At 69.4% G+C, this 23,086-nt stretch carries 19 protein-coding genes, 1 tRNA gene and 1 pseudogene; 7 read left to right on the top strand and 14 right to left on the bottom strand.

Annotated features, from left to right (window positions below; all coding sequences use genetic code 11):
* A partial coding sequence (locus tag IG84_RS0135305) for an acyl-CoA carboxylase biotin carboxyl carrier protein subunit (RefSeq protein WP_031066898.1) occupies positions 1-265 on the top strand: 265 nt, incomplete at its 5' end.
* Positions 266-411: 146 nt separating this feature from the next.
* Here the strand turns inward: IG84_RS0135305 and IG84_RS0135295 are convergent.
* The 5 genes from IG84_RS0135295 to IG84_RS0135275 all read right to left on the bottom strand — a co-directional run bounded on the left by IG84_RS0135295 (position 412) and on the right by IG84_RS0135275 (position 9,382).
* Positions 412-1,935: a GMC family oxidoreductase gene (locus tag IG84_RS0135295; RefSeq protein WP_031066897.1), complete on the bottom strand. Its 1,524-nt coding sequence runs from the start codon at positions 1,933-1,935 to the stop codon at positions 412-414.
* A gap of 117 nt (positions 1,936-2,052) precedes the next feature.
* Positions 2,053-4,605 carry a glycoside hydrolase family 127 protein gene (locus tag IG84_RS0135290; RefSeq protein WP_382467498.1) on the bottom strand — a complete coding sequence of 851 codons (2,553 nt, stop codon included), beginning with the start codon at positions 4,603-4,605 and terminating at the stop codon, positions 2,053-2,055.
* Positions 4,606-4,786: 181 nt separating this feature from the next.
* A complete protein-coding gene (locus tag IG84_RS0135285; RefSeq protein ID WP_031066891.1) occupies positions 4,787-6,061 on the bottom strand; it encodes a sugar ABC transporter permease in 1,275 nt (424 codons plus the stop codon).
* Entirely contained in the window at positions 6,058-6,849 is a 792-nt protein-coding gene (locus IG84_RS0135280; RefSeq protein WP_031066888.1) for an ATP-binding cassette domain-containing protein, read from the bottom strand. Before IG84_RS0135280 ends, IG84_RS0135285 begins: the two co-directional genes overlap by 4 nt.
* A 31-nt stretch (positions 6,850-6,880) precedes the next feature.
* On the bottom strand, positions 6,881-9,382 hold the full coding sequence (locus tag IG84_RS0135275) for a SpoIIE family protein phosphatase (protein ID WP_078649826.1): 2,502 nt from the start codon (positions 9,380-9,382) through the stop codon (positions 6,881-6,883).
* Positions 9,383-10,110: 728 nt separating this feature from the next.
* Here IG84_RS0135275 and IG84_RS0135270 point away from each other — a divergent pair.
* The 3 genes from IG84_RS0135270 (at position 10,111) to IG84_RS41390 (ending at position 13,506) form a co-directional block, all read left to right on the top strand.
* Positions 10,111-11,211 carry a substrate-binding domain-containing protein gene (locus IG84_RS0135270; RefSeq protein WP_031066882.1) on the top strand — a complete coding sequence of 367 codons (1,101 nt, stop codon included), beginning with the start codon at positions 10,111-10,113 and terminating at the stop codon, positions 11,209-11,211.
* Positions 11,212-11,271: 60 nt separating this feature from the next.
* Positions 11,272-12,381, top strand: coding sequence for an ABC transporter substrate-binding protein (locus IG84_RS0135265; protein ID WP_031066880.1), 1,110 nt, complete (start codon positions 11,272-11,274; stop codon positions 12,379-12,381).
* A gap of 177 nt (positions 12,382-12,558) precedes the next feature.
* Positions 12,559-13,506 (top strand): SCO2400 family protein, encoded by a 948-nt coding sequence (locus IG84_RS41390; RefSeq protein WP_157848998.1) that lies wholly within the window; start codon positions 12,559-12,561, stop codon positions 13,504-13,506.
* 284 nt (positions 13,507-13,790) lie between these two features.
* Here the strand turns inward: IG84_RS41390 and IG84_RS0135250 are convergent, their stop codons facing one another.
* On the bottom strand, positions 13,791-14,693 hold the full coding sequence (locus tag IG84_RS0135250) for a LysR family transcriptional regulator (protein ID WP_031066873.1): 903 nt from the start codon (positions 14,691-14,693) through the stop codon (positions 13,791-13,793).
* A 124-nt stretch (positions 14,694-14,817) separates the two neighbouring features.
* A complete protein-coding gene (locus IG84_RS0135245) occupies positions 14,818-15,495 on the bottom strand; it encodes a type 1 glutamine amidotransferase domain-containing protein (RefSeq protein WP_031066870.1) in 678 nt (225 codons plus the stop codon).
* Positions 15,496-15,735: 240 nt separating this feature from the next.
* Here IG84_RS0135245 and IG84_RS0135240 point away from each other — a divergent pair, with 240 nt between their 5' ends.
* Positions 15,736-16,425, top strand: a complete 690-nt coding sequence (locus tag IG84_RS0135240) for a type 1 glutamine amidotransferase domain-containing protein (protein WP_051862817.1) — start codon at positions 15,736-15,738, stop codon at positions 16,423-16,425.
* A 9-nt stretch (positions 16,426-16,434) separates the two neighbouring features.
* Here the strand turns inward: IG84_RS0135240 and IG84_RS0135235 are convergent, their stop codons facing one another.
* The 7 genes and pseudogenes from IG84_RS0135235 to IG84_RS0135205 all read right to left on the bottom strand — a co-directional run bounded on the left by IG84_RS0135235 (position 16,435) and on the right by IG84_RS0135205 (position 21,714).
* Complete coding sequence (locus IG84_RS0135235; RefSeq protein ID WP_245659712.1) at positions 16,435-17,373, bottom strand: type 1 glutamine amidotransferase domain-containing protein; 939 nt, start codon at positions 17,371-17,373, stop codon at positions 16,435-16,437.
* Positions 17,374-17,414: 41 nt separating this feature from the next.
* Positions 17,415-17,644 (bottom strand): annotated as a pseudogene (locus IG84_RS42475) (glucose-6-phosphate dehydrogenase); the annotation flags it as partial.
* Positions 17,645-17,646: 2 nt separating this feature from the next.
* Entirely contained in the window at positions 17,647-18,774 is a 1,128-nt protein-coding gene (locus IG84_RS0135225; RefSeq protein ID WP_157848997.1) for an MFS transporter, read from the bottom strand.
* A gap of 162 nt (positions 18,775-18,936) precedes the next feature.
* Positions 18,937-19,686, bottom strand: coding sequence for an HAD family hydrolase (locus tag IG84_RS0135220; protein ID WP_031066855.1), 750 nt, complete (start codon positions 19,684-19,686; stop codon positions 18,937-18,939).
* Positions 19,686-20,240 (bottom strand): DJ-1/PfpI family protein, encoded by a 555-nt coding sequence (locus IG84_RS0135215; protein WP_031066852.1) that lies wholly within the window; start codon positions 20,238-20,240, stop codon positions 19,686-19,688. The genes IG84_RS0135220 and IG84_RS0135215 overlap by 1 nt, the downstream gene beginning before the upstream one ends.
* 32 nt (positions 20,241-20,272) lie before the next feature.
* Positions 20,273-21,046 (bottom strand): cupin domain-containing protein, encoded by a 774-nt coding sequence (locus tag IG84_RS0135210; RefSeq protein ID WP_051862815.1) that lies wholly within the window; start codon positions 21,044-21,046, stop codon positions 20,273-20,275.
* Between the two features lie 594 nt (positions 21,047-21,640).
* Positions 21,641-21,714 (bottom strand) — tRNA-Pro (locus tag IG84_RS0135205).
* A 173-nt stretch (positions 21,715-21,887) separates the two neighbouring features.
* Here IG84_RS0135205 and IG84_RS0135200 point away from each other — a divergent pair.
* Together IG84_RS0135200 and IG84_RS0135195 are read left to right on the top strand one after the other, a co-directional pair.
* Positions 21,888-22,178, top strand: coding sequence for a YiaA/YiaB family inner membrane protein (locus IG84_RS0135200; RefSeq protein WP_031066846.1), 291 nt, complete (start codon positions 21,888-21,890; stop codon positions 22,176-22,178).
* A gap of 202 nt (positions 22,179-22,380) precedes the next feature.
* On the top strand, positions 22,381-23,085 hold the full coding sequence (locus IG84_RS0135195; RefSeq protein ID WP_107054030.1) for a thiamine pyrophosphate-dependent enzyme: 705 nt from the start codon (positions 22,381-22,383) through the stop codon (positions 23,083-23,085).
* The last annotated feature ends 1 nt before the right edge of the window (position 23,086 follow it).

Raw genomic sequence — 23,086 nt, 5'->3', positions numbered from 1 at the left:
CGCCAAGCCCAAGCGCAAGGCGTCCAAGAAGTCCGGCTCCGCCGCCTCCGGCGACGCCCTCGCCTCCCCCATGCAGGGCACCATCGTCAAGATCGCGGTCGAGGAGGGCCAGGAGGTCAAGGAAGGCGACCTCGTCGTCGTCCTGGAGGCCATGAAGATGGAACAGCCGCTGAACGCGCACCGCTCCGGCACCATCAAGGGCCTGTCCGCCGAGATCGGCGCCTCCCTCACCGCCGGCGCCGTCATCTGCGAAATCAAGGACTGACGCACGGTTCACAGGAGCGCCGCGCGGTCGACTTCCGCCGGTACGAGGGGCTGCTCGGCCCACATGGCCTTGCCGTGCCCCCGTACCGGCCGCGGCCGGCGCATTCAGCGCCCTCGGCTGCGAGCGAATGGCGTCAGGAAGCGGCGTCAGGAAGCAGCAAGGAGCAGATCGGAAGCCTTTTCGCCGATCATGATCGACGGGGCGTTGGTGTTGCCGGAGGGGACGGACGGCATGATCGAGGCGTCCGCCACGCGCAAACCCTGCACGCCGTGAACGCGCAGCTCGGGGTCCACGACGGCGAGGTTGTCCTGGCCCATCCTGCAGGTGCCGACCTGATGGTGGTACGTGCCGACCGCGCGCCGTACGTACTCCCGCAGGTCGTCCCGGGTGCGGGCCTCGGGGCCCGGTGCCACTTCCGCCTTGCGCCAGGCGTCGAAGGCCCGCTGGCCCCCGATCTCCCGGCACAACTCCACGGCGTCGACCAGCGCTTCGAGGTCGTACCGCTCAGCGAGGACGTTCGGGTCCAGCAGCGGCGCGGCCTCCGGGTCGGCCGAGGCGAGCCGCAGCGTGCCGCGGGACAGCGGCCTGACGATGCCCGGGGCGATGGTGTAGCCGTGCTCCGGCACGGGGTACGACTCGGCGGGGTAGACCAGGTGCAGGAACAGCGGCTGCAGGTCGGGGCCGGGGCGGCGCGGGTCGGTGGAGGTGAAGAGCTGGCTTTCGAGCAGGTTCGCCTTTCCGGGCGGCAGCGGACGGGACGCCTCGTACACGTTGCTGACGAGCAGATGGTCGTGCAGGTTCTCGCCGACGCCCGGCAGGTCAACGGCGATGTCGACGCCGACCTCGCGCAGGTGCGCGGCGGGGCCGATGCCGGACAGCAGCAGGGCCTGCGCCGAGCCGATGACACCGCCGCTGAGTACCACCTCGGCGGCGGCATGGGCGCGGTGCAGGCGTCCCTCCGCGGCGTACTCCACTCCGACCGCCCGGCCGTCTTCGAGCAGGACCCGGTGTACGCGGGCACCGGTGGTCACGGTCAGGGAAGGGCTGTCCCGCACCGGGACGACGAAGCTCTGCCAGGCGCTCATGCGGCGCCCGTCACGGACGGTCGCGTGGTTGAAACCGACGCCGACCATGTCGTCGCCGTTGAAGTCGTCCGTCCGCTCGTGCCCGAGGGCGATTGCGGCCTCGACGAAGGCGGTCGCGGTCGGGTGCGGTTCGGTGATCCTGCTGACGGGTAAGGGACCGCCCTTGCCGTGCCACGCGCTCTCGCCGTCGACATGGTCCTCCGACCGCTTGAACAGGGGCAGCACGCTGTCCCAGTCCCAGCCGGTGCACCCCTCGTACGCCCACGCGTCGTAGTCGCTGCGGTGCCCGCGTATGTAGATCATTCCGTTGAGCGAACTCGATCCGCCCAGCACCTTGCCTCGCGGCCAGAACAGCGACCGGTTGTTGGCATGTTTCTGAGGCACCGTCATGGCTGCCCAGTCCAAGGGTGATTGCAGCAGCAGCGGCCAGCCCTGCGGGCTGTGCACCCGCTCGTCGTCGTCGACCGGTCCGGCCTCCAGAACGTGGACCGAGTGGCCCGCGTCCAGCAAACGCCGGACGATCACACTGCCGGCCGACCCGGCCCCCACCACCACGAAGTCGTGCTCAGCGCGCGGCTCCACCATGACGATCCCCTCCCACAACGTCGTACCACTGCGGGAAACAGTAGAAGCGCTGGGGATCACCCGTCTCGCCAACGGCCGTACTCCGTGAGTCCGGCCGTTGGCGGGATGGGCGGTGCGTCAGCCCAGCGCCAGGGACGCGATCTCAGCGGCGGTCAGCGTCTTTCCGTACACACGGAAGTCGTCGACCGCCGCCTTGAGGTACGGGTCGGAGTACTGCGACTTGCCGATGTACGCGGCGGGGATGTGGTTGCCGAACCAACCGGGCTCGACGGTGACCTTGTCGTTGCGGCCCGCCTCGCGGCCGTCCACGTACAGCACGGCCGTGCCGTCCCCGTACGCCACGGCGACGTGCACCCACTCCCCCGTCGGCAGCGGATCGGCGTCGATGCGCTGCTCGGACCCGCCCCCTCCGGCGGTGATGGCGTACCGGAGTTTCCCGTCATCGCTGAGCGGGGTCAGGAACATGTTCGCCGTCACGCCGGTGCCGAAGTCGAAGATCCGGGACCAGGCCGCCGGCTGCCCGTCGAGCCTGACCCAGGTCGCGACGGTGTACGCGGAGGCGCCCGCGAGGAGGTCCGCCGCGAGCTTCACGTGCCCGTCCGCCCCGTTCAGGGACACCGCACTCCCGGTCTTCCCCGTGGTCCACGAGGCGCCGCCCGCCAACTGGGCGGTCCTGCCGTTGCCTGTGGCGTCGGCGGCCGTTGTCCCGGATGTCTCGTCGAAGCGGTGCCAGGCCGCGAACACCGGGGGCGGGGACGGCGGTTCGCCCGTCAGCCAGTAGACGGTGTAGTGCTGGTGGTGCGTCCGCGCGACCGGCAGGAGTGTGACGGTTTCACCGTCGGCGCGGGCGGTGAACCGCATCGGGTCGGCCGCCTGCCTTTTCACGGACTTCGTGTCCAGCCGCGGCATGCGCATCGCGTCGCGGTCGCCGTACCCCCCGGCCAGTACCACCGGTCCGTACAGCACTGCCTGCACGTCCGGGTCGTCCGGCGTCGGCTCGATCCGCAGGCGCATCGGCAGCGCCACCTCGACCCGGTCTCCCGTACGCCATGAGCGGTTCAGCACCAGCCAGGTGCCGGGTCGGGGGCGGTCCGGGAGCGTACGGCCGTTCAACTTGACCCGCGCGTCGGAGGCCCAGGCCGGGATACGGATGTGCAGCCGGTGTTCCGCCGCGCCGGAGGCGACGGTGAGGGTGGTCGAGGGTCGGTCGGGGAAGCCGGTCGTCTGGCGCCAGGTGATGCCCTTCTCCTCCCAATGCACCTCGGAGGGGAGGAAGAGGTTGACCAGCAGGGTGTCGGCGCTGTGCGTGTAGATGGTGTCCGCGAACTTGGCGTGCGTCTCCATGCCGCTGCCGTGGTCGCAGGAGAAGTTGTCGTAGTCCGTGGAGTAGGCGTTGGGGTCCTTGCCCATGAAGGACGGCTGCTGCTTGAACGCCCCCGGCGCCAGACCGGTGTAGTAGATGTTGAAGCCGTGCTCGGAATCCGGGTCCTGCTCGCCGAGCATCTGGTTGAACAGGGTGCGCTCGTAGTAGTCGAGCAGGTTCGTGCGCTCCGGCGAGTGGAAGTGCATCAGCCGGGTGAGCTTGAGCATGTTGTAGCTGTTGCAGTTCTCGCACGTGTTGTTGGACAGCTGGGAGGCGATGGCGTCCGGTTCGTGGAACGCCTCGCCGTTGCTGTTGCCGCCGATGACGTAGGTGTGATGGTCGGTGACGAGCTGCCAGAAGTTCTCGGCGATGGTGCGGTACCGGTCGTCCAGGCCCTCCTCCCACAGCCGGATGGCGCCGACCATCTTCGGGATCTGGGTGTTGGCGTGCAGGCCGGCGAGCCGGTCCTCGTTCTTCGCGAGCGGGTCGAAGACGCGGGCGTGGGTGAACCGATCGGCGACCTCCAGCCACTTCGCGTCCCCGGTGATTTCGTGCAGATCGGCCAGGACGTCGTTCATGCCACCGAACTCGGTCTCCAGCACGCGCTGCATGTGTTCGTGGCTCAGCCCGGCCGTGCGCGCGTCCACCCATGCGGCCTTGCGCAGTACGACCTCGAGGGCCTGCTCGTTGCCCGCCAGCCGGTACTGGTCGACGAGCCCGGCCATGATCTTGTGGATGGTGTAGTACGGCGCCCATACCGCGGTACCGGCCTCGAGCCGGTCGAAGAAGCTCTCCGGGAACGCCGACAGGTACCCCTTGCCGTATCCGGACTTCGGCGAGGCGGCCTGACACTCGGCGAGCGTTGCGACCAGCTTCCGTCCCTTGTCGCGCAGCGCTTCGTCCCCGGTGTTGGCACAGGTGAGGGCGAGTCCGGACAGCAGGTGGCCGGTGCTGTGGCCACGCAGCTCGCAGTCGGGGGCCTCCCATCCCCCGCACGGCTGCGCGCTGCTCGGCAGGCCGACGTTGCGGCGGAAGGTGTGCAGCATCCGGTCGATGTCGACGAAGTGCAGGTAGGCGGTGTTGCGCGCCTGGTTGTCCTGGAACGCGCCGGGAAGCAGCTTCACCGCGCCGAGAGAGAAGGGCCGTACGGGCCCGGCCAGGACCCGCTGCCCGCTCGCGGCGCCGCCCGGGGCGCTCGCGTGAGCCGTACCGCTGCTCGTCGTACTGATCACCACCGCCGCGGCGCTTCCGGCTGCCGTCGCAATGAAGTGCCGTCTGTCCAGGGAGGACTGTATGAGTCTCCGCAACGCACCTTCTCCTCACGCATCCGTCTCACGGTTCCCGCGACCTCACGTCCGAAATATCGAACGCCGTACGTGACTTCGGACTGGAAGATAGGGTCGACACGTAGAGGCGTCAACGCCCCGCGCAGGTCCTCTTTCTGGCGGGGCGTGTGCGACGTGAGTGAGGCCGGAGGACAGTCGATGGTCAGGCCCGGCCGCGGGCCCTCTGGGAGCGGCGTGTGAGTGAGTCGAGGACGACGGCTGCGAGGAGCACTCCGCCGGTGATCATGAACTGGACGGCGGCCTGGATGCCCAGGAGGGCCATGCCGGAGGCGATCGACTGGATGACCAGGATGCCCAGCAGGGCGGACCAGGTCCTGCCCCGCCCGCCGTAGAGGCTGGTGCCGCCGATGACGGCCGCGGCGATGGCGTTCAGCAGCAGGTTGCCGGAGCCGGAGGTCTGGCTCGCCGAGGTGATGCGCGAGGCGAGGAAGAGGCCGCCGATCGCGGCCATCGTCCCGGACACCATGAAGACCGAGATCCGTACCCACACCACGTTGATGCCGGCGCGGCGGGCCGCCTCGATGCCGCCGCCGAGGGAGAAGACCTGCCGCCCGTACGGTGTCCGGCGCAGGGCGAAGTCCAGGCAGACGATGATCAGGAGGAAGATCAGGAGGGCGAGCGGCAGGCCCTGGAACTGGTTCAGCACGGCGGCCGCGGCGAATGCGATCACCGCGAGCAGCGCCGTGCGCACGGCGATCTCCCTGAGCGGCCGGGACGGTACTCCGGCGGTCTTACGGCGCCGCGCCTCCTGGTAGGAGGCCAGGAAGAACACGATCGAGCCGACCGCCGCCAGGCCGTAGGCGGCCGCCGCATGACTGAAGTAGTAACTGGTCAGCGTGGCGACCAGCCCCTGGTCGTCGAGGTTGACGGTGCCGCTCGCGCCCAGGACGTAGAGCATCAGTCCGTTCCAGGCGAGCAGTCCCGCGAGGGTGACGACGAAGGACGGCACCCCCACCCTGGCGACGAAGAACCCATGGACCGCCCCGATGGCCGCCCCCGTGAGCACCGCGATGAGGAGTGCCAGCCATTCCGGCATGCCGTTGCGCACGCTCAGCACGGCAAACACGGCCGCCGCGAGTCCGCTGACCGAACCGACCGACAGATCGAGCTCCGCGATCAGCAGCACGAAGACGATGCCCACCGCGATCAGGCCCGTGCCGACGATGTCCAAGCTGAGATTGGACAGATTGCGCGGCGAGAGGAAGGCACCGTTGAGGGCTTGGAAGATGATCCAGATGACGACGAGCCCCAGGACGACCGGGACGGCGCCGAGTTCGCCGGCGCTCAGCCGGTTCCTGACGTCCTCGAGGAAGGTCCTGCAGCCCTGTGCGAGGTCGGCCGGGCGCGGCCTGCGGGCAGTGGACTTCTCGCCGTCGGCGCCCGTGGGCGCGCGCCGGTTCTTCGATGTCCCTCTCACTGCCACAGCTCGTCCTCCTCCGCCTCGCTCTTCCGCTGGCTCACGGCATGCTCCGTGGTGCCGGTGATGGAGGAGATGATCTGTTCCTGGGATGTGGTCCGCACATCGAAGACGCCGTTGTTACGGCCCAGGCGCAACACCGTGACCTGGTCCGCGACGGCCTTGATGTCGCCCATGTTGTGACTGATGAGCAGGACGCCGAGACCGCGTTCCCGCAGCCGCTCAATGATGTCGAGGACCTCGATGGTCTGCTTGACGGCCAGCGACGCCGTGGGCTCGTCGAGCAGGACGACGCTGGGGTCGCCGAGGAGCGAGCGGGCGATCGCGACGGTCTGCCGCTGACCGCCGGAGAGCGAGGCGACGGGGGCACGCAGGCTGGGCAGCCGGATGGAGAGCGTGCCCAGCAACGTGCGGGTACGGCGTTCCATCTCCACCTCGTCGAGGACACCGACCTTACTGATCTCCCGGCCGAGGAAGACATTGGCGACGACATCGAGGTTGTCGCACAGCGCGAGGTCCTGATAGACGGTCGCGATGCCCAGGTCCTGTGCTTGGTGCGGCTTTTTGATGTGCACCGCCCGGCCCTGCCACTCGATCACGCCCTCGTCGGCCGCTCCCACTCCCGCTATCACCTTGACGAGCGTCGACTTCCCGGCGCCGTTGTCGCCGACCAGGGCGACCACCTCGCCCGCGCGGATATCGAGATCGACGCGCGTGAGCGCCTGGACGGCGCCGAACCGCTTGGAGATTCCGCGCAACCTCAGCAGCGGAGCCGCCATCTGGACCATCTCCGTTCCTTCCGCGGTGAGTCCGGCCCTCTCAGCCAGTGGCTGCCAAGGCACCGCCACCACCGTCGGTGGCCTCCTGCCGGGGTGGCAGAGCGATCTCACCCCACACCTGCTTGCCGCCGCTGACCGGTACCGAGCCCCAGGACTCGGTCATCGCCTCGACGAGGAGAAGGCCGCGGCCGCCGGTCGACTCCCAGCCGACCGTCACCGGTTTGGCCGGGGCCCGCGCGGACGTGTCGGTGACGGCCACCCGCAGGCGCTCCGCGGTGAGCGTCAGGTCCAGGCGCACCTCTCCCTGGGTGTGCACCACGGCGTTGGTGACCAGTTCGGACACGACCAGCAGGACCACGTCCAGTTCGTCCTCGGCCTTCCAGGAACGCAACGTGCGCGCGGTGAAGCGGCGTGCGTGCATGACCGCGTCGGGCAGCCGCCACACCGCCCAGTTCGCCCGGATCGGCCGGACCTTCATTCCGTCGTAGCGCAGGAGCAGCAGCGCCACGTCGTCCGTTCGGCGTTCAGCGCCCCCGAGCAGTTCGTCGGCCAGCCGGCCGGCATGGGAGGGGTCGGCTGCCGAGAGGACGTCGCGGACGCGGCGCATGCCGTCCGCCACGTCGAGGCCGGACGATTCCACGAGACCGTCCGTCACCAGTGCGAGGACCGAGCCGGGAGCCAGGCCGACCATGGCCATGGGGAACTCGCTGTCCGCCAGCACGCCCAGCGGAAGGCCGCCCTCGATCTCGATCTCCTCGGTGCTGCCGTCCGGGTGGCGCACGAGCGGCGGCAGATGCCCGGCCCGGACGCACCAGCCGTTGCCCTCCTCCATGTCCAGCTCGACATAAGTGCAGGTGGCGAAGAGGTCGGTCTCCATGCCGGCGAGGAGCCGGTTGGCGTGGGAGATCACCACGTCGGGCGGGTGGCCCTCCACTGCGTATGCCTTGATCGCCGTACGAATCTGGCCCATGATCGTCGCCGCTGCGGCACTGTGTCCCTGTACGTCCCCGATGACCAGCGCCACATGGCCCTCCCCCAGCGGGATGACGTCGTACCAGTCGCCCCCTACCTCCAGGCCGACCGTGGCCGGCAGATAGCGGGCTTCGGCCACCCCGCCGACCAGCGCGGGAAGCGTCCTCGGCAGCAGGCTGCGCTGGAGCATCGTGGCCAGCTCGTGCTCGGCGTCGAGGGCGTGGGCGCGTACCAGCGCCTGCCCGACCAGGCACGCGGCGGCGGTCAGCAGGGTGCGCTCCTCGGGTCCGAACGTGTGCGGCTCGTCCCAGCCGATCAGGCACACGCCCACCACCCGTCCGTCGGCGGGCAGCGGCAGGATGGCCAGGCCGCCGGGCCCGATCTCCGCCAGGCCCGGCTCCACGGAGCTGCCCGCGGGCCGCAGGGCCGCATGCCCTTCGCGCAGCGCAGCCCGCAGCGTCGGGAGCGCCGCGATCGGGGCGTCGGACCGCTCCGAACGCCCTTCGGACCGCCATGCCTCCGGCCAGGCAGCGGAGTCCGACGGGTCGAGGGTGCTGATCACCAGCCGGTCCGCCTCCAGCACGGCCAGCGCAAGCCGGTCGGCCCGCAGCGGATGCCGCAGGGCCGTCACCACCGCCCGGCTCACCTCCCGGATGGTCGTGGCGCCCTCCAGGGTCGCCGACAGCCGGTGCACATCGGAGGCATCGTCCGCGCCGGGCCGCAGATAGGAGACTTCGGCGACCACCCCCAGCACCCGCTTCGGTCCGCCGGCCGCGTCCACCGGCGCCCGGCAGCGCAGCCGCAGCCAGCGCAGCTCACCGCCGGGCCGACGGACGCGGAACTCCAGCTCCCGGCCTCCGAAGATCATTTGTCCTGGTCCGGCCAGGGACATCAGCGCGGGGAGGTCGTCCGGAAGGGTGTGCTCGAGCAGGGTCTCCCACTGGCCGTCGAAGGCTTCGGAAGGGATGTCCAGGAGCTCCAGCGCCTGTGTGTCCGCGTCGATCCGCCCGGTGCTCGGGACCAGGGTGAAGCATCCGACACCGAGTCGGCCGAGGGCCGGGTCCGGTGCAAACCGCTGCGCCGCACGGCCCGCTTCCGTACCGGCGGCGCCCGGCTCTTCGTTGGCCTCCAGTTGTACGGCGACCTGGTCGGCGTACAGCTCCAGGAACTGCCGCCGTTCGGTGTCGAAGGCGTCCTCGGCCTCCTCCACGACGAGCAGACAGCCCAGCCGCCGGCCGCGCGCGCTCAGCGGCAGCACGCCGAGCGAGACGTCCTCCGCCGACAGCATTCCCGGGCCGCCTTCCCGGTGGCCGGCGAGCTCCGCGGCGTCGCACCACACGGGACGGCCCGTCCGGACGGCGTTGGCGAGCGGGAAGTCGCTGGTCAGCGGGAGGCTGCGGGGCAGTCCGTGCAGGGCACCGGCGCTGCCGGCCGTCTCGGCGAGCCACAACTCTTCGGTCGCATCGTCCACGAGATGGACGGCTGCGGCAGTGGCCCCGGCGAAGACCAGGGCCCACTCCGACACGGACGGCAGCGACTCCGCGTGCAGGACCCCAGCCTCCCGCGCCACGGGGGCCTCCCATGGGCGTGGGCCACCGAGCCCCGGAGTGTTCTGCGCCGGCCGATTCGTCACGCTTCACATCCTGGTCCTGCTGCAACGTGCCGACACCTGGACACGTTCCCGGTGTAGGCCAAACGTGCGCTTGAAGCCGGCAGGCCGCAGGCGGACAGGATGCTGATGCCCTTACGAGCGCGGAGTCGGGCGTCGTGCGCGTACGGCCTGTGCCACAGGGACCCATGCGCCACAGGGGCCCGGGAGCGTCATCCGACTCGCCGGTCGCTGCGCCCCCGGCGATCGGCGCGGATATCAACGGCAGCCCGGCACCCACCATGCCGCCGGTCCAGCGGCCCAGAGGCGGGAGGGCCCGCACAACATCAGGATGGCACGGCCCGGGGCGCGTCGCCCTGTTACGGCACCCCGCCGCCGGGGCGGCGGCGCGCCTGGCTGCGGGTCTCGCCCCGTGCGACATGGCCGGCGAGGCAGGCGCCGCCCGCGGGAGAGCCGGTCGGCGGCCCGATCGACGAGCTGCCAGGCAGACTCTCCCCAGCGCCTGGTGTGCGTGGCTGTGCCATTCTGACCGTGTAGGAATCACCCCTTTCCGGGTACTTACGGGAGAAAACGCCTGCCGGCGTTGCCGCCCTCGGCATCCACCAGGACGCACCGGGACACACCGGTGCAGTGCCCACCCCACTTCGAACCGCTGCGGCGCCCGGCCGGCGCGGAAGGAGGCCCGGCCAGTGACCTCGTATCGATGCGGAGCCGCCGTCGTCGCCGGCGCGGCGTGCCTGGCCCTCGGCCTCGGCGCCTGCGGGCAGCCGGGCGAGTCGAGCGGCAGCGGCCCCGGCAAGGGCGGACTGAGGATCGGCCTGCTGCTCGTGGAGAACCAGACCGCCCGCTACGAGGGGTACGACCGGCCCCTGATCGAGAAGAAGATCAAGGAGCTGTGCCACACGTGCACGATGGAGTACGCCAACGCGCACGATGATGCGGCCATCCAGCGGCAGCAGCTCGACTCCATGATCACCAAGGGGGTCGACGTCCTGATTCTCGACGCCGTCGACGTCCAGGGGATTCGCTCCTCGGTCACGGAGGCGAAGAGGGCGGGCGTCCCGGTGGTCGCCTACGACCGGGACGCCCAGGGCCCCATCTCGGCGTACGTCACGCACGACGTCGAAACCATCGGCACGCTCCAGGGTGAGGCGCTGCTCAAGGCCATGGCTGCCAAGCGCCACGGTGGCCTGGTCATCAGGCTGGAGGGTCCCTCGAAGTCGTCCAGGCTGCGCAGCCCGTACACCCAGGGCACGAAGTCCGTCCTCGAGGGCAAGGTGAAGACCAGCAGGATGTACCGCGCCGCGGAATGGGACGGCGGCAGCGCGCAGATCGCGATGTCCGCCGCCATCGCCGCCGAGGGCGTCGACCACGTCAACGGCGTCTGGACCGGAAACGACGTCCTCGCCGGTGGCGCCATCGCCGCCCTCAAGCAAGCGCACATCACGCCACTGCCGCCCGTCGTCGGCCAGGACGCCGAGCTGGCGGCCGTACAGCGCCTCGTCAGCGGCGAGCAGTACATGACCGTCTACAAGCCCTACAAGCCCGAGGCGGACGCGGCGGCCCGGATCGCCGTCGCCCTCGGCCGCGGCGAACGGATCGACCACATCGCCGAGGACAAGGTCGACACACCCACCACCGAAGATGTCCCGGCCGCGCTGTTGCCTTCGATCCCCATGACCAGGGCCAACATCAAGGACACCGTCGTCAAGGACGGCGTGTACACGATCGACCAGATCTGCATCCCCAAGTACCGGGCCGCGTGCGACAGGGCCGGCCTCACCGGATGAGGACCGGCCGCACCGGATGAGGACGTGACGAAGGCGGACGGCCGAGGGAGGTCCTTGCAGATGAAGATCCGTCTGCGGGTCACCGCTGCCGCCATGGCGGCAGGCCCCCTGGCCTTCGGTCTGGCCGGCTGCGGAGAGACCGGGCAGCCCAGCGGCCCGAGCGGGCCCGCCACCGGCAAGGGCGGCATGAAGATCGGTCTGCTGCTCCCGGACAATCACACCCCCCGCTGGGAGACGTTCGACCGGCCGCTGATCGAGAAGAAGATCAAGGAGCTGTGCGGCAACTGCACGGTGGAGTACGCCAACGCCGAGGGCGACGTGGCCACCCAGCAGCACCAGGTGGACGCCATGATCAGCAGGGGCGTCGACGTCCTGGTCCTCAGCTCCGTCGACGCGACATCGTCCGCCTCCTCGGTCGAGGAGGCGAAGGAGGCGAACATCCCCGTCGTCTCCTACGACCACCTCTCCCGCGGCCCGATCTCCGGCTACGTCTCCTTCGACGGCAGGCAGGTCGGCCGGCTCCAGGCGCACGCGCTCCTCGAAGCCATGGGCCGCGAGGCGGCCAACGGCGGACAGATCGTCATGATGAACGGCGACCCCTCCGACCCGAATACGGTCCAGTTCAAGAAAGGCGCGCTGTCCGTCCTCAAGGGCAAGGTGAGGATCGGCAAGGCGTACGACACCGTCGGGTGGCGGCCGGAGAACGCGAACGTCAACATGTCCGGCGCGATCGCGGCTCTGGGGGCGGACAGCATCGACGGCGTCTACGCCGCCAACGACGGCCTGGCCAGGGGCGTCATCTCCGCGCTCAAGGCCGCCAAGATCAAGCCGCTGCCGCCCGTCACAGGACAGGACGCCGAGCTGGCGGCCGTACAGCGCATCGTCAGCGGCGAGCAGTACATGACCGTCTACAAGCCTTTCCGGCCCGAGGCGGACGCCGCCGCCGAAATGGCCGTCGCCCTGGGCCGCGGCGAAAAGCTTGACCGCATCGCCACGAGCAAGGTCAGCGGCCCCTCGGGCGAGAACGTCCCCGCCGTCCTGCTCACCCCGGTCTCCGCGACCCTCGCCCACATCAAGGACACGGTCGTCAAGGACGGGATGTACACAATCAAGCAGATCTGTACGGACAAGTACAAGGCCGCTTGCGACCGGGCCGGGCTCACGCCCTAGCCGAGTCGTATCGGCACGTGGACTCCCGCCGCACGGACAGCGGCACCATGGGACCTTCACGAAGTTCACACATGCTCTTCGTTGTGCGCCGATAGTGTTACTGACCGCGCTCGATCCGACGCACAAAGGCAAGATCATCGCCGAGTCCCTTCCGGCGTCCGTACAGAAAGTTCGCAGATGGATTACTGCTCCTCGTGCCGTCGGCACCTCAACGGGGCCTTGATATGCCCGGGGTGCGGCGACTACGCGCCGGACATCGCCCAGTCCGCTCAGCGCTCCCGCGACGCGGCTGCCACGACCGTGACGGCAGCGGCGGCGTACGCCGACGAGGAGTTCTCACCCTGGGAGCCCCGCTCCGGCCGGATACGGCCCGAGACCGCGGCGGCGGCCGGCGTCGTATCCGCGGAAGCGGCGAACGCATCGAGCGCGGACCCGGCCGCCGACGAGGCGCACGCCGCTGCCGCCTGGCAGGGTCGCGCGGCCCGGCGCCGACAACTGGCGCGCTGGAAGAAGAACCGCCGCCGGGCAGCGGCCGTGACGGCGCTCGCGCTCGTGGGCGGCGGTCTGGCCCTCAGCGCGATGTCGAACGGATCGCCCAAGCCCCACTCGGACGCCGCCGCATCGCCGGCCACTCACCGGGAGACCACCAGGCCGGACTCCCGCGAATCCGCTCCGGCCGAGCCCGGCGAGCACACTTCGCGGCACCGTGAGTCGCGCCCTGCCGAGACCGGCACCCCGCGGAAGAAGACCGCTGGCCCCGCGCCCTCCACCACAAGCGCGCCGCGTCACACCCCGGCCGCCACGCCGTCGAGTCCGGCACCGCGCAACTCGGCCCCGGCGCCCCGTCAGACGCACACCGCCCCCTCCGGGACGAACGCCGCCCCCTCCGGCACGGACGCCGACTCCGAGGACACCACGGCCCCGCGAACCGCCACCCCGACGGCCGCCCCCACGAGCACGCCCACCTCCGCGCCGACGGACAGCTCCGGCGACACACCGGCGACAAGCCCGGAGAACGGCGGTACGGATGCGGGTACCGGCGACACGAGCACCGGGGACACGACCCCCACGCCCGCGAAGTCATCCCCGGTCGAGGTGTGCCTGATCGGCTTGTGCATCGGCTGACCCTGCACTGGCAGGCCACGGACGCCGGCTGTTCGGTCAGCTTGCCTTCGGCGATGTCGACCGCGAGCCGGAGGTACTGGGTGTGCGCCATGGCGGCGAGCTGTCACGCGCCCCGACGGTGTCGTCGGCGACCAGGGCTGTCGGGCTGCCGCCCCGGTCTGTAGGCCAGAACGGCCCACGACCGGCTACGGGTTGCAGTTCGTCAGGACGTCACCGCCATTGAAGTCGCCGGTGAGCGGGTCAGTGCAGCGTCCCAGGCACTCGGCCACGTCACCGCTCTTCCTTCACGCCCACAGCTGCGCCTTCATCAGCAAGTGGCCGTGGAACAGCGCGAGGTCGGGCCGGGACAGCTCACCTTGGCGGACCGCGAGGTAGAAGGTATTGAGGGGCGGGATCTCGGGTTCGAGGAGCGGGACGACCTCGCCCGCGGCGAGCTCCTCCACGCACAGGTACGTCGGCAGGACGGAGATGCCGGCCGACGACTTCACCGCGGCGAGCGCGCCCCGCAGGTCGGGGACGACGAGGGCGGGCCTCACGGTAGGCAGGGTGCCGAACACGGCGAGCCAGTAGCGGCGAATGATGGGCAGGGCCTCGGCGTAACTGAGCAGCGGGTACTTCTCCAGGACCGTCGGTCCTTCCGCCGCAAGCCGGTGCCGGGGAATGCGCTCGGCGAGTTCCTCGGAGGCGAGGAGCACGAACTCCTCGTCGACGAGCGGCGTGGCGGCGATGCCCCGAGCCCGCGGCCGTACGGTCGACAGGACCATGTCGAGCTGTCGGTCCATCAGAGAGGCGAGGAGGTCATCCGCAAGGCCGAAACAAAGCCGGACCTGCATGCCGTCCGCGATGAGGTCGCTGATTGCGGGGATCACCCGGCTGGTCATCAGCTCGACGGGCCCGCCGATCTGCACCGGCCTGCCCGCCGGCTCGTCCCCGAAGTGCCGTTCGATGGCGTGCCCGAGGGCGTCGATCGGGCCCTGCACCTCGCGGATGAGGGCCTCGGCGGCGGCAGTGGGCTGTACGCCCTGCGGGAGCCGTTCGAAGAGCGGCCGTCCCAGTTCCTTCTCCAGGTTGCGCACCTGGTGGGTGACGGCCGGCTGGGAGAGTTCCAGGATCTGGGCCGCTTTGGTGAACGACCCGAGACGGTAGACGGTGACGAACGTGCGCAGCCAGCCCAGTTGAATCGCCATGGCATTTCCCCCCGTACCCCGGCCCGGTCGCCGAGGGCGACCGGACATGTACCGGGTCTACTCTGCCATCGTGGGGTCCCCGGAGTGCCAACCCCGGGGCGCCTGGATCCGGACGCGAACGGGATCAGGCGGTCTCGAGTTCGGCGAGGGCGAGCTCGGCGACCTTGACGGCCGACGCCGGGTTCTGGCCGGTCACCAGGCGCTGATCGGCGACGACGTGCTCGGCGAAGACGGCCGCCTTGGTGTGCTTGGCGCCGCGCTCCACGAGCTTGCTCTCCAGCAGGAAGGGAACGACGTCGGCGAGGCCGACGGCCGCCTCCTCCTCGTTGGTGAAGGACGAGACCTGCTTGCCGTCGACAAGGTACGAGCCGTCGCTCAGCTTGATGTTCACCAGGCCGGCCGGGCCGTGGCAGACGGCTGCGACGACACCACCACGCTCGTAGATGACAGCCGCCAGGCCGGCCAGCTCGGACGCCTCGGGGAAGTCCCACATGGTGCCGTGGCCGCCCGCGTAGTAGATGATGTCGTAGTCCTCGGCATTGACGTCGGCCACGGTGCGCGTCGACTTGAGAGCGGCCTTGTTGGCGGCGTCCGCGAGGAAGTCGGTGACGACCTTGTCGTCCGGGTTGACGCCGTCCTGCGGGGCCACGCCGCCCTTCACGGACACGAAGTCGATGTCGTAACCGGCCGCGCGGAACACCGCCGCGGGGTAGGCGACCTCCGGGACGTAGAAACCGGTCTTGCGGCCAGTGCCGCCCAGCTCACTGTGACTGGTGAGGGCGAATAGAACTTTTTTGGCCATGATGCGTTTCTCCAGAACAGGTGATGTGCCGTGTGTGTTTCCGGCGAGAAATTTAGACGCGCGCCGAGCCGGCATCAAATAGCGCTCTTCATTCCCCGGATAGGGATTGCTATAGGCTGTCTCCGGACCGAGCCGGGGTTGATGCGTCAGGGCGGGGATATGTTCTTCCCAGCTTCTTCCTCTCCCGCTGAAGGCGAAAGTGAGGCAACAATGCCCACACACCACCGCAAAGGTCTCATTGTGCTGAGCGCGGTTGAGCGCCTTTCCAACGGCCGCCTGGCCGGGTACTGGCTGCCGGAGGCGGCTTATCCCTGGCGTGCACTGCGGGCCCTGGGCTGGGACTTCGAGTTCGTCAGCACAAGTCCGGGCGTGCCGCCGGTAGGCGGGGTGGACCGCTCGGACCCGCCGCAGCGTATGTTCCTGGGCGACCCCGTGGTGAACGCCCGGCTCGCGCAGACGACGACCGCGGACCACAAGGATCCGGCCGGTTTCGATGTGGTGTTCGTGGCGGGCGGGCACGGCGCGGTCCTCGACCTGCCGGGCGACAAGCGGCTGAGCGACTTCCTCGCCGCCTTCCACCTGCGTGGCGGGGTCATCGCCGCTGTCTGCCACGGCGTGGCTGCGCTGCTGGAGGTGGAACTGCCCGGCGGGGTGCCGCTGGTCGCGGGGCGCCGGGTGACCGCGTTCTCGGCGTGCGAGGAACGGGCCGTGGGCCTCGCGGACGTGGTGCCGTTCTTCCTGGACGAGGCGCTCATTGCAAAGGGCGCCCGGTACGAGGCGGGGGAACGACTCAAGCGGCATGTGGTGCGGGACGGGACCCTGGTCACTGGCCAGAATCCGGCGTCCGCGCCCGAGGTCACGGAAATCGGCATGGCGCTCGCCAGTGGCCGGGAGGACCTTCCCGCGAACTGGCTGCGGCGCGCGGCCTGACCAACCGGATCACGGAGAGAGGAGTTCCACGATCCTGACGCCCAGCTCACGTGCTGACGCCGGGTTCTGAGCGGTCACGAGCCGCCCGCTGACCACCACGTGCGGCATCTTGTCGGGGGCGTGACTGAAGACGGCGCCGCGCTCCTCCAGTGTGCGCTGGAGCGGGAACGGCACCAGACCGTCCAGGCCGCGCGCCTGCTCGTGCGCGTCCGCGAAGGAGGTCAGCGCCCGGCCCGCCACAAGATGGCTCCCGTCCGAGAGCCGTACGTCGACGAGCGCGGCGGGACCGTGGCAGATCGCGGACACGACCCCGCCGGATTCGTGGAGCCGACGGGCGAGGGATTCGAGCGCCGGATGCCCGCGGAAATCCCACATGGTGCCGTGGCCGCCGACGAAATACACCGCGCTGTAGTCGTCCGGATCCACTTCTTCCGGTGTACCCGCAGTATCGAGGAGCAGCCCGCCCGCCGGGTCCTTGAGAAAGGCGTCGTGCGCGGGATCGTCGGGGTCATATCCGATCATCGGCGACCGCCCGCCCCGTACGGAGACGAAGTCGATCTGGTGTCGGGCGTCCCGGATGATCTGCCACGGCTCGATCGTCTCCCCGAGGTGGAAGCCGGTCGGCCGTCCGCTGTCGCCGAGTTCGCCGTGGCTGGTGAGGACGAAAAGAACTTTTTTCATGTCAGGTCCAGTGCGATGCGTCGGGTGCGGAAAGCACGGTTTCGAATACCGGGTCAGCAGACAGGTACCGCAGCTTCTCCCGCAGGGCCTCCACGACTCCCCTGCGGGGCAGGACGATCCTCCGAGGGCGTCGTAGGCATTCTCCTCGTCGGTGGCGATGACGAGGGTGAGGACCATGCCGACGGCCGGGGAGCCGATGGCGCGCCGGCCCTGCACCAGCGCCGCGTTGATCCTGCATGATGTGGTGTCCGTCGGATCGATCTTCATGGCCGACGCCGGCTCCGTCCGTCTCGTGCCGGCATCTCGTCCGGCTGCACACGGATCACCACCGCGATCTCGGTGACGCGGCGGCCGAGCCGCTTGCCGGTGCGCAGGAGAACGGCACCCCGGCCCAGCGCCGGTTGTCGATCTGTGGCCTGATCGCCGTGGCGGTGCCGGTCTTCGACGTGGCGTCGATGCCCTCTTCCCCGAGGTAGCCGACGACTTTCTCGCCGCCCTGCCTGCCGACCAGGCCGCGAGCGGCCGGATGGTCCCGGCCGGTCACCGCGCGGCAGCCGGCCGGGTGAGGGCAGCCGTCGCGCACGCAGCCGCCAGCGTCGCGACCGCCAGTGCGGCCAGCAACGGCCGGTAGCCGGTGTGCGCGGCCGCCAACTGCCCCAGAGACGACCCGACGAAGAGCATGAACGTGTTCAACGAGACCGCCGCGCCCGACGCCTGCGGCGCGAGCGTGTGCAGGAGCCCCACCAAGCCCGGTACGACCAGGCTGATCCCGCCGACGAACACCACGGTCCCCGCCAGCAGTACCGCGGGCACCGCCGTCACCTGCGCCAGCAGCAACCCCGCCGACGCCACGGAGAACCCCACCACTGTCAGCGGGCGCGGCCCGCGCGTCCCTGCGAGCCGGTTCACCACCGGAGCGGTCATCAGGCCCAGCGCGCCCAGCGCCTGGACACCCAGCAGGTCCTCAGCGTCATATCCGGCTGCCGATCGCAGGTGCGCGTTCAGCGCCGCGTAGAGCGCCACAAAGCTCCCGAACACCGTGAGCGCCGACACGAACACCGCTGCCGCGCCCCGATTCCGTACCAGCCCTCCCATCGCGGCGACCACGCCGCGCATGGACGTCGACGGGCGGCCCCCGGCGGGCGGCAACAGCAGCCAGAAGGCAGCCGCCGCGACCGCGTACACCAGCGCAGCCGGCCAAAACGCCAGGCGCCACCGGTCCGCGACCGCCTGCCCGAAGACCTGCCCGGCCACCCCGGCGCCCAGCAGCCCGGTGGTGAGGAACGACAGGGCCAACGCGCGGCGCGCCGCCGGGGCGTACTCCGCGACATGGGCGAGGGCAACGGGCGCGAAACTCGCCGCCGCCAGGCCCTGCACCACGCGGAAGGCGAGGAACCAGCCGAAGCCCGGGCTCAGCGCCACCGCCCCGGTCGCGACCGCCGTCGCCAGCGTGCCGAACGCCAGGACCGGACGCCGGCCCACCCTGTCCGACAGCGGCCCGAAGACGAGGAAACCGACGGCGTACGCCAGCGAGAACGCGCTGCCCGTCCACGCCGCCGAACCCGCGCTCACTTCGAACGCGTCCTGGATACCGCCCGCCACCGGAATCGCCAGATACAGCTGCGCCGGAATCGCGAACGCCATCACCACCAGCGCGGCGAGCTGCACGGTGAACCCCGTCCGCGCCTCCACCCGGCTGGGCAAGGGCGCGACGGACTGTGTAGTGCCCATGAGCATCCGCTCCTGCTCAGATCTGAAGGACTCCGGAAATACAACGGGGTGGGACAGGCGAGAGCTCACCTGCCCCACCCCACCGTGTTGGCAGTGCCGTCACACGGCCACGGGAGCGAGGCGCACCACCTCGGACAGGTCCAGCGCGGCCACCGCGAAACGCTCTGCCTCGGCCCGGTGTTCGGGCGTCCCGTACCCCCACAGGGCCCACCGGGCCCGGGCACCGGTCTCGGCCACCTTGCGCACGTTGGTGAGGTTGTCGTCGATGAACGTGATGTGCTCGACCGGCACTCCCCACCGCGCGCTGACGTCCAGAACCGCTTCGGCCTTGCGCCCGCACTCGCCGAACACCTCGCGCACACTGTGCTTGAGGCCATGCCGGACCAGGATGGCGCGGACGGACCCCTCGTCCTTGGCCGTGACGACGACCACCGAACCGCTGTAGCGGTGCAGCAGGTCTGCCATGCCCGGGTAGAGCGTGTGGAGGTCCAGCCAGAAGTCCGGCTCACTTGTCCGCAGCCACTCCCGGGCCGCGGTGGCCCGGGCGGTGAAGTCACGGACGTACTCCGGCTCCAGTCCGGACAACAGGACGTCGAACTCGGCCTGCGAGTCGACCGTCGCAGCCATGGGCAGATGCGCCACCACGAAGTGTTCGAGCAGGCGCGAGTAGTTCCGGATGTGCCGGAACCGCTCGATGAACTCACCTGGTACCCGCTTCAGTTGCTCGGCGCCGGGGACGGACGTGTCCAGTCCGCGCACACCGAGCCACGTGACAAGCGCGCACTCTTCCAGCCCGTCGGCGATGACTCCGTCGAAGTCGATCGCCAGCGCACCCTTTGGCTGTGCCATCAGGCGGCCTGCTTGTCGCCGGTGAACTTCTCGGCGGTCTCGAAGACCGCGCGCATGAAGGCGCCCATGTAGCCGTAGTACGAGCAGGTGATGATGTTGCCGTCGACGATGACGTCGCTGTCCACTACGTCGGCACCCGCGTTGATCACGTCGTCGCGCAGACCGATGTACGCGCACGCCTTGCGGCCCTTGAGGACGCCGGCGCTGATCATGATCCATGGGCCGTGGCACAGACCTGCCACGACCTTGCCGGCCTTGTCCATGCCCGCGACAAAGTCCAGCACCTTACGGTCCTGCCGAACTCGGTCCGGGGCCTCGTGGCCGCCGGTAAGGATGACGACGTCGTAGTCCTCGACGGCGAGGTCCTCGAAGGAGATCAGCGGACGGGCGGTCTTGTCCATCGGCAGCGGCACTCCGTATTTGCCGGTGACCGGGTCGGCGTTCTTCGTCGCTACGTCGACGTTCCAGCCCTCCTCCAGGAGGCGGTAGTACGTGAAGACGACGTCGTGGTCCTGGAAACCGGGACCGGTGATAATGACGGCATTGCGAGACATGCTTCCCCCCGCGATTTCTTACTTTTGGACTTTCAGAGGTTGCGACTGACGGACAGGTACTGCCTTTCTGTCTGCGGACGCTGGATTTCGGCCGGGCGCCCGGTCAGGATCTCGACGTCGGACTCCACCACACCCGAGACGCACAGCGGAATGTGGAAGAGGTCCTCCTTGCGCCGCCGGTAGAAAATGTCTGTCCCGGTCCTGAGTTCGAAGCGGAACCGACGGTCCGGGCTCTGCCTGCGCATACGGGCGTTCGGGAAAGAGCGAACGACCCGCATGGCGTTCTGCGGCTGCTCCACCGATTCCGACTCGTATGCGGTACCGACGCGGTTGTAGTCGTCCTGCAGCCGGATGAGGTCGAATTTGTTCCTCGGGACCTCGACCTCGATCAGCTCCAGCGGCTCGTCTCCCGCGTTCCGCGTCCCGTGGAACGCGCCCGGCGCGATGCGCAGGATCGAACCCGCGCCGATGCGGATGTCTTCCCGGCGCAACCCCGAAGTGACCCCCTGCCCGCCGAGGCAGAGGAGGTACGTCAGCTTCCTGGGGTGCACGTGAACCGAGGTGCCGTGAGGGGCATCGATGCGCAGCGACCACAGGTCGAAGAAGTCATCGACATACGCCCGGTACTCGTAACCCCATGGCTTCGGAATTATCCGGTCCAGGTGTGATTCCTCTTCGAACTGCTCGTTGAAGATCCTGGAGCCGGAGCGCACCAGCTTCTTGAGCTGCGCGATGTCGGACTTTCCCGCGTCCATGCGGATGATTCCGGTTTCGGTTGCGACCCCGGCATTGTGCGTGACGGTCATTACTCCCCCGTGTTCTACAGTTACCGCATCACTTAACCATTCCGTTCGCCGGGCTTCAAATAAACAGACCTAGGGGGGGTATAGGGTATTTAATTCGAGGACTGGAATCCTCCGCTCGGACACTTTATCGTTGAATTCTCATCATTTACGTTGAAGAACTTGGGGAGGCTGGACGCAGCACTCCTCAGGAGTAAGGAATGTACGAATCCGCCGTGGCGGCGGGGCGGCACCACAAGGCCGCGGGTGATTTTCTCGCTGGTGTACCAGCCAATGCGGAAGCTGCTCTCACGAGAACGCGATGCTGCGCAGGCAGCTCGTGCGTCCGGTGTGGTGCCGATGGTCTGGTCACACCACGGGCCGCTCCGAACACCCCGCGACGACTACTGCACACTCGCGTCCTCTGCGGCCTGATCAACGAGTGCAGACATGCGGCCTGACCGGCCGCGATGGGCTTCTGAACGGCACAGGTTCTTACGGCGGTGGAGCGACGGGAGCACGGGGTGGGAGCAGTAGAGCCCTGCCCACTTGCCTTGAACACGTCTCAGGGGCCATCCGTAGATAGCCCCTGAGGTGCGGAAACATCCGACATCGCTGTCGGGACGACAGGATTTGAACCTGCGACCCCTTGACCCCCAGTCAAGTGCGCTACCAAGCTGCGCCACGTCCCGGTGCTGGGCCGGCTCGGGGATCCCCGGGCGGCCGTGCACGAGAACAATACCCCATGTCAGAGGGTGCGCGCTGCGGAATGGCGGGAGGGGTGGGTGAGGTGAGTGGGATGGCCGGGGCGGGGTGAGTAGCTCTACTCATGTTGCGCGGGTCACCGGGCGGCACGCTGCTTCTCATGAGCACACCATCCATTCAGCGTCCGACGACGACCGCCTTCTTCGTGCAGGCGGCACTGTCCTTCGGGCTGTCGCTCGTGGCCCTGGTCATCGGGATCGCCAAGCTGCCCGTCGGGGCGTGGGAGCGCGGCTTCCTCGGGCTCGGGCTGGTCTTCGTGGTGTCGTCGGCCTTCACGCTGGCGAAGTGCATCCGTGACCGGCAGGAGGTCGTGGAGGTGACCAACCGGGTGGACAAGGCCCGGATCGACAAGCTGCTGATCGAGCAGGATGTGTTCAAGCCCGGTGTTTGATCGATTGAGCTTGAGCGCACGATTGACGTCCATCGGCCCGGCCGCCTCACGGATGACGCCCATCGGCCCGGACTGCCTTGCGGACGATGCCCACCGCCCTTGACCCATCGGCCTCGAGCGACCGTCCGTAACCCATCGCCTTGACCTCAAGTTTGGTTGAGGTTGCAGGGTGGGCGGCATGACGGATGTGATGAGCGACCTCATGAGGGAGCGGGGCGGGTACGTGCCGCTTTCGTACGACCGGTTTCCGTACCTCATGGGGCTGATGACCGGGGACGAGAAGCACGACCCCGCGGCGACCTCCACGCTCGACGCGCTCTGGGTGCTGTACGACCGGGTGCTGAGGGTCTCGCCGGAGACCACCGACGCGCCGGACCGGGACCGGTTCCTGTTGTCCAAGGGGCACGGGCCGATGGCGTACTACGCGGTGCTCGCCGCGAAGGGGTTCTTCCCGGTGGAGTGGCTGCCGGGGTTCGGCGGGTACGACTCGCCGCTCGGGCACCATCCGGACCGGCGGCTCGTGCCGGGCGTGGAGATCGGCAGCGGGTCGCTCGGGCACGGGCTGCCGCTCGCGGTGGGTACCACGCTCGGGCTGCGGGCACAGGGGCTGACCGGGGCCGCGGTATGGGTGCTGATCGGCGACGCCGAGCTGGATGAAGGCAGTAACCACGAGGCGATTGCTTATGCGGGGCCGGCGGGACTGGACAGGTTGCACACCGTCGTCCTCGACAACGGGTCGGCGTCGTACCCGAGGGACGGTGGGATCGCCGCGCGGTTCGAGGCGGCGGGGTGGTCCACGCGCACGGTCGACGGGCGGGACCACGATGCGCTGTACGCGGCGTACACCGCGCCGCACCCGGGACGGCCGCACGCCGTCGTCGCCCGCGTCGAGCCGAAGGAGGCATGAG

The organism is Streptomyces ochraceiscleroticus (assembly GCF_000720485.1).
Lineage (GTDB): Bacteria > Actinomycetota > Actinomycetes > Streptomycetales > Streptomycetaceae > Streptomyces > Streptomyces ochraceiscleroticus.
This window is presented reverse-complemented; position numbering and strand designations above follow the sequence as displayed.